Raw genomic sequence first — 6,000 nt, forward strand, 5'->3', positions numbered from 1 at the left:
GGTATTTTTTTGCGTCCACATTCACAACAGGGATCGGCTTACCAGCGCATCGGTCAAAATGACATCGTTGCGTAAGATATTCCATGCCGCCGCAATCTCATCGGGTATCGTCACGTGGGCAATAAAATCACGTCCTGCCGGACCGTAACCGTTAACATCGTCGCGAAGGCGCGGCAGTTCCCCCAGCACCAGCGACAAATAGCGTTCCACCGGCCAGAGCCCTTCACCGGAATCGCTGAACTCCAGTCCATCGTCGCCGTTTTGCAGGACGGGCGTAAAGCCCGCGTGGCTTACCCATTCCGGCGATACGGGTTCGTCCCGACATACACGGGCGAATGTTGCCATGGTGCGGCGCTGCATGGTTGGATCCTGCACCACCAGCACCCTTTCAGGGGCAAACTGATGGTGCTTCATTAACTCGCGGCTAAAGCGGGCATTCTCCCCGCAGTTCGTCGATTGATCTTCCACCCACAACCGGTCTGCCGGGATCTGCCAGAATTGACGGGCGATATCCGCGAGGATAGCCGCCTCTGCCCGGCCCGTGGTGGGAATGGTGTGATAGCGCGGATGTTTCGCAATCGCGGCATAGAGAAAAGTGGTGGAGTGTCCGATGCCTCCGCTAATGATCATGGGCACCCCCTGCTCCGCCGCCAGACGGCAGGCAGCTTCGATGGTTGGAATGACGGCATTCCCCGCCAGAATCACCATATCCACGGACTGACCCGGTTGCAGGTCATCCTGCGCCAGCCACTGCCCAACCGTGTTTACGGCACTGAGCGTGCTGCCGGGCAAACAGGGAAAAATTGTCGGTATCATCGTTACCTCCTTACAGCATTTGGATTAGCGTACCGCACTTGTCGCGTCAAAACAGGCGTTGATTCCTAAAGTGCCAGAGATAAGGCCGCTCTTTTTCCTAAAACCTTCAGTTCAACATTTGATTAACATGCGTAAATCATATTCACTTGTATTATGTTTTACGGCAGACGTAGAATCGCCAGCCTGTTAATTCTCCCATTTTATCAAAGGTAAACGACGTTATGCGCCTGCCCGAACGCGACCCTTATGCTCCTCGCGAGTGGCAGCCACACGAGAAACCCGCCCTGCTGGGTTCACCCTCCACGCCGGAGCACAGTACGCCAAAGCGGATTGCCTATGGCGTTGTCGGTCTGCTGGTTTGCCTGACGGGCGCCCTGGGGAATGCGGTAGTCACCGCCAACCTGCAAAATTTGCAAGGCACCTTTGGCGCCTGGTCAACCGAGATCGCCTGGCTACCGGCGGTCTATGTAATGACTAATATCTCCATTAACCTGCTGCTGGTGAAATTCCGCCAGCAATACGGTCTGCGCGCCTTCACCGAAGGTTTTCTGGTGCTGTATGTGCTGGTCACTTTTTTCCACCTGTTTGTCAACGATCTTAGCTCGGCGCTGATGGTGCGCGCCGCGCACGGGATGGTGGCCGCCGCGCTCAGCTCGCTGGGGATTTATTACCAGATCCAGGCCTGGCCGGCGAAACACCGCCTGAAGGCGTTGACCATTGGCATCACCGGCTCGTCGCTGGCCATTCCGCTGGCGCGACTCTTTTCAACCGAGCTGTTGCAGCTTGATGAGTGGCGCGGGCTCTATTTCTTCGAGCTGGGGCTGGCTCTCATCTCGCTGGCGTGCGTGATTGCGCTGAAACTGCCGCCGGGCGATCGGCGTAAGGTCTTTGAGAAAAAAGACTTTATCACCTTCTTTTTACTGGCACCGGGTATGGCGCTGCTGTGCGCGGTGCTGTCGCTGGGCCGTCTGGACTGGTGGTTTGAAGCGCCGTGGATCGGCTGGTCGCTGGCGCTCTCGCTGGTGCTGATTGTTTCCGCCATCGTGTTTGAACATAACCGTAGTAACCCGCTGCTGAACACCCGCTGGCTGTCGAGCGGCAGTATTGTGCGCCTTGGGTTGATTATGCTGCTGATCCGCATCGTGCTGGCCGAGCAAAACACCGGCGTCATCGGCTGGCTGCAGTACGTGGGGTTACAGAACGAGCAGATGACGCACCTGGCGTGGTCCATATTTGCCGGGATCGTCTGCGGGATCGTCACCAGCTGTCTGACCATTAAGCCGACCAAACTGGCGTGGCCGATTATCACCTCCCTGGTGCTGATGATTGTCGCCTCGCTGCTGGACAGCCAGTCCAACAACCTGACGCGCCCGGATCAACTGATGCTCAGCCAGTTCCTGCTGGGCTTTGGCAGTGCCTTCTTCCTCGCCCCCGCGATGCTGGCCGCCATTGGCGGTGTGATCGCCGACCCGCGTAATCTGGTGAGCTTCTCGGTAATGTTTGGTATGAGCCAGAACCTCGGCGGCCTGCTGGGCTCAGCTATTCTCGGTACCTTCCAGACCTGGCGCGAAAAATATCACTCCAGCCTGCTGGCGGACCAGCTCACCACGCTCAATCCGCTGGTTAACGAGCGGATTCAGCTTTATACCCAGATGTACAAAAGCCTGATTGGCGACAGCGCCCTGCTGGGCACGCAGGCGATCACCCAGTTGCAGACGGTGACCGCCCTTGAGGCAAACATTCTGGCTTACAACGACACCTATTTACTGACCGCGAGTATTGCCGCGGCCACGCTGGTCTGGATTTTATGGCGCTTGCTGCGTCTGCGCATCACTGCCCGTATGGCGCTTAAGAACGCCACCGGCAACAAATAATTGAAATATTTCTGGAGAGTTTATGAGTCAGCAGGATGCCGCCAAAGAGCAGGCCAACACCCGCAAAAATGTGCGCATTGTTTCCGTTTTCACCGCCGCTGCCATCGGTATTGTCGGCGTGCTGGTGATCCTTTACGCGTGGCAGCTCCCGCCGTTCACCCGCCACGCGCAGTTTACCGATAACGCTTACGTGCGCGGCCAGACCACGTTCATCAGCCCGCAGGTGAATGGCTATATAACCGAAGTGAAGGTACAGGATTTCGCGCAGGTTAAAAAAGGCGAGCTGCTGTTGCAGATCGATGACCGTATCTATCGCCAGCGGGTACATCAGGCCGAGGCGCAGCTGGCGATGAAAATTGCCGCCCTGAATAACAATCTCCAGCAGCGTAAAAGCGCTGAAGCCGTCATCGCAAAAAATGACGCCGCGCTGAAAAATGCCCGCGCCCAGAGTCTGAAAACCCAGGCGGATTTAAAGCGGGTGAAAGATCTGACGGCTGACGGCTCGCTCTCCATCCGCGAACGCGACGCGGCGCTGGCCAGCGCGGCCCAGGGCAGCGCTGATATTGAGCAGGCCAAAGCGACGCTTGAGATGTCACGCCAGGATCTGCAGACGGTGATTGTGAATCGCGGTGCGCTGGAGGCGGATGTGGAAAACGCCAAAGCGGCGCTGGAGCTGGCACAAATCGACCTGCAAAACACCCGCATTGTGGCGCCGCGTGACGGCCAGCTGGGGCAGATCGCGGTGCGTCTGGGCGCGTATGTCACGGCCGGGACCCATCTCACTACTCTGGTGCCGCCGCAGCACTGGGTGATCGCCAACATTAAAGAGACCCAGCTCGCGGAGCTGCGCGTGGGCCAGCCGGTGAAATTTACCGTCGATGCGCTCAATAACAAAGCCTATCAGGGCCGCGTGGAGAGCATCTCCCCGGCGACCGGCGTCGAATTCAGCGCCATCACGCCGGATAACGCCACCGGGAACTTTGTCAAAATCGCCCAGCGTATTCCGGTGCGTATCGAAGTGCTGGGTAAACCTGAAGAGTCAGCACTGCTACGTCCTGGCATGTCGGTACAGGTGACCATTGATACGCGGGAGGCGAAGCAATGACCCTTCGCCCGCTAGCCAGCCTGCTGGTTGCCGTGCTGCTTACCGGATGCCAGTCGGTGGATGTAAAACCTGCCCAACCGTCACTGCACATTCCTGCCCAGTGGCGGGCGGCATCCGGCCCCGCCAGCGCGCCTGAACAACTCTGGTGGCGAAATTTTCACGACAACAACCTCAACCGCTACGTGGATCAGGCGCTGAAAAATAACAGCGACGTGCTGATCGCCCGCGAACGGATCAATGAGTATCAGGCAAGAGTCTATGCCGCGGACGGCAGCCTGTTTCCGTCGCTGGATGCGGGCGTAACCGGCACCCGCGCCCGGACGCAATCGGCCGCCACGGGGTTACCGGTATACAGTACGCTGTACAAAGGCAGCCTCACCGCCAGCTATGATGTGGATATCTGGGGCGTCAACCGCAGCACGGCCAATGCCGCGCAGGCCTCGCTGGAGGCGCAAAAAGCCGCCGCCGCTGCCGCAGATTTAACTGTCGCCTCGTCGGTGGCCTCCGGGTATGTCACCCTGCTCTCGCTTGACGAACAGCTTCGCGTCACCGAATCCACGCTGAAATCACGCGAAGAGGCATTTAATCTTGCTAAACGGCAGTTTGAAACGGGCTACAGTTCGCGCCTGGAGCTGATGCAGTCTGACTCTGAGCTGCGGGCCACCCGGGCGCAGGTGCCGCTGCTGCAGCATCAGATCGCGCAGCAAGAGAATGCCCTGAGTCTGCTGCTGGGCAGTAACCCGGGCGAGGTGGCGCGCAGTGAAAGCTTCAGCATGCTTACCCCGCTCAGGCTGCCTTCACAGCTGCCGTCATCGTTGCTTAACCGACGACCTGACATCGTTCAGGCGGAGCGTCAGCTTATTGCGGCCGATGCCAGCCTTGCTGCCTCGCGCGCCAGCCTGTTGCCGTCGATCAACCTGACGGCGACCGGATCGATTCAGGATCGCACCCTTTCCGGACTGCTGGACAACCCGTTACAGCTCTGGAGCGCAGGTGGCAGTATTCTCGCCCCGCTGCTGAACCGCCAGGCGCTGAATGCGCAGGTGGATATCTCCCAGTCGCAGCGTAATCAGGCGCTGTACACCTATGAGAAAACCGTGCGCAATGCGTTTGCCGAAGTGAACAACAGCCTTGACGCCATTACGCGTTATCAGGAACAACTTAGCGAACTGCTGGCCCAGCAGGAGGTGGCCCAGGAGACGCTGCGCATTGCGCAGAACCGCTATCGCAACGGCTATTCATCTTATCTGGATGTGCTCGACGCACAGCGTACACTTTACTCGGTGCAAACCAACGTGGTGCAGGTGAAAAATAACCTGCTGCTGGCGCAGATTGATTTGTATAAAGCGCTGGGCGGCGGTTGGGTCAATGTCTGAAGGCGCTTAACGGGCCTGGATTTCGTCACACAGGCCGGGTAAGGCGCAGCCGCCACCCGGCGATTCCCCCTCAGGAGACAATTTATGCAACAACAGTGGTCTGCAGTTGATAATTTCATGATTTCGTCGCTTATTCCTGAAGATGAGGTACTGAGCAAGGTACTGGAAAACAACCAGCGCGCCGGACTCCCCGAACACGATGTTGCGGCCAATCAGGGGCAACTGCTGGCACTGTTCGTGCGCATGACGCAGGCGCGGCGCGTTCTGGAGATCGGAACGCTGGGTGCTTACAGTTCAATCTGGATGGCGCGCGCCCTGCCGCCGGACGGAAAGCTGATTACGCTTGAGGCCGATTCCACGCATGCCCGCGTGGCGCGGCAGAATATTCAGCTTTCCGGTCTCAACCAACGCATTGAACTCATCGAAGGCCCGGCACTGACTTCTCTGGAAAATTTCGGCGACGTTCCGCCGTTCGACCTGATCTTTATTGATGCTGATAAGCCAAACAATCCCGGCTACCTCGAATGGGCGTTGCACTACTCCCGCCCCGGCACGGTGATTATCGGCGATAACGTGGTGCGCGATGGCGAAGTGATTAACGGCCAAAGCGACGACGCGCGCGTGCAGGGTGTTCGCCGGTTTATCGAGATGATGGGGGACAATCCGCGCTTAACCACCACCGCGCTGCAAACGGTCGGGGTTAAGGGGTGGGATGGGTTTACGCTGGCTATTGTGAACGGGTGAAAATTGTGCGGCCTGATGCCCTCACCCCGGCCCTCTCCCACCGGGCTGAGGGATCCCCAGTAATTTTTAACCATAAGCGATAACA

The 6,000-nt window shown here is 58.3% G+C and carries 5 protein-coding genes; 4 read left to right on the forward strand and 1 reads right to left on the reverse strand.

Annotated features, from left to right (window positions below):
* Positions 1 to 21: 21 nt before the first annotated feature.
* Positions 22 to 816 carry a YdcF family protein gene (locus M8370_RS04235; RefSeq protein WP_250020534.1) on the reverse strand — a complete coding sequence of 265 codons (795 nt, stop codon included), beginning with the start codon at positions 814 to 816 and terminating at the stop codon, positions 22 to 24.
* A gap of 221 nt (positions 817 to 1,037) precedes the next feature.
* Here M8370_RS04235 and M8370_RS04240 point away from each other — a divergent pair, with 221 nt between their 5' ends.
* From M8370_RS04240 to M8370_RS04255, 4 genes are all read left to right on the forward strand, one after another.
* Positions 1,038 to 2,690, forward strand: coding sequence for an MFS transporter (locus tag M8370_RS04240; RefSeq protein ID WP_038980581.1), 1,653 nt, complete (start codon positions 1,038 to 1,040; stop codon positions 2,688 to 2,690).
* Between the two features lie 22 nt (positions 2,691 to 2,712).
* Positions 2,713 to 3,795 carry an HlyD family secretion protein gene (locus tag M8370_RS04245; protein ID WP_013096702.1) on the forward strand — a complete coding sequence of 361 codons (1,083 nt, stop codon included), beginning with the start codon at positions 2,713 to 2,715 and terminating at the stop codon, positions 3,793 to 3,795.
* Positions 3,792 to 5,171 carry an efflux transporter outer membrane subunit gene (locus M8370_RS04250; RefSeq protein ID WP_250020535.1) on the forward strand — a complete coding sequence of 460 codons (1,380 nt, stop codon included), beginning with the start codon at positions 3,792 to 3,794 and terminating at the stop codon, positions 5,169 to 5,171. Before M8370_RS04245 ends, M8370_RS04250 begins: the two co-directional genes overlap by 4 nt.
* 84 nt (positions 5,172 to 5,255) lie before the next feature.
* A complete protein-coding gene (locus M8370_RS04255) occupies positions 5,256 to 5,915 on the forward strand; it encodes an O-methyltransferase (RefSeq protein WP_250020536.1) in 660 nt (219 codons plus the stop codon).
* Positions 5,916 to 6,000: the final 85 nt, after the last annotated feature.

The organism is Enterobacter cloacae complex sp. OE43NF, assembly GCF_023544405.1.
GTDB classification, from domain to species: domain Bacteria; phylum Pseudomonadota; class Gammaproteobacteria; order Enterobacterales; family Enterobacteriaceae; genus Enterobacter; species Enterobacter cloacae.

Bases quoted from the DNA above. Each gene is read 5' to 3' on its own strand.
- M8370_RS04240 (WP_038980581.1), top strand. From the start codon at position 1,038: ATGCGCCTGCCCGAACGCGACCCTTATGCTCCTCGCGAGTGGCAGCCA.
- M8370_RS04255 (WP_250020536.1), top strand. From the start codon at position 5,256: ATGCAACAACAGTGGTCTGCAGTTGATAATTTCATGATTTCGTCGCTT.
- M8370_RS04235 (WP_250020534.1), bottom strand. From the start codon at position 816: ATGATACCGACAATTTTTCCCTGTTTGCCCGGCAGCACGCTCAGTGCC.
- M8370_RS04245 (WP_013096702.1), top strand. From the start codon at position 2,713: ATGAGTCAGCAGGATGCCGCCAAAGAGCAGGCCAACACCCGCAAAAAT.
- M8370_RS04250 (WP_250020535.1), top strand. From the start codon at position 3,792: ATGACCCTTCGCCCGCTAGCCAGCCTGCTGGTTGCCGTGCTGCTTACC.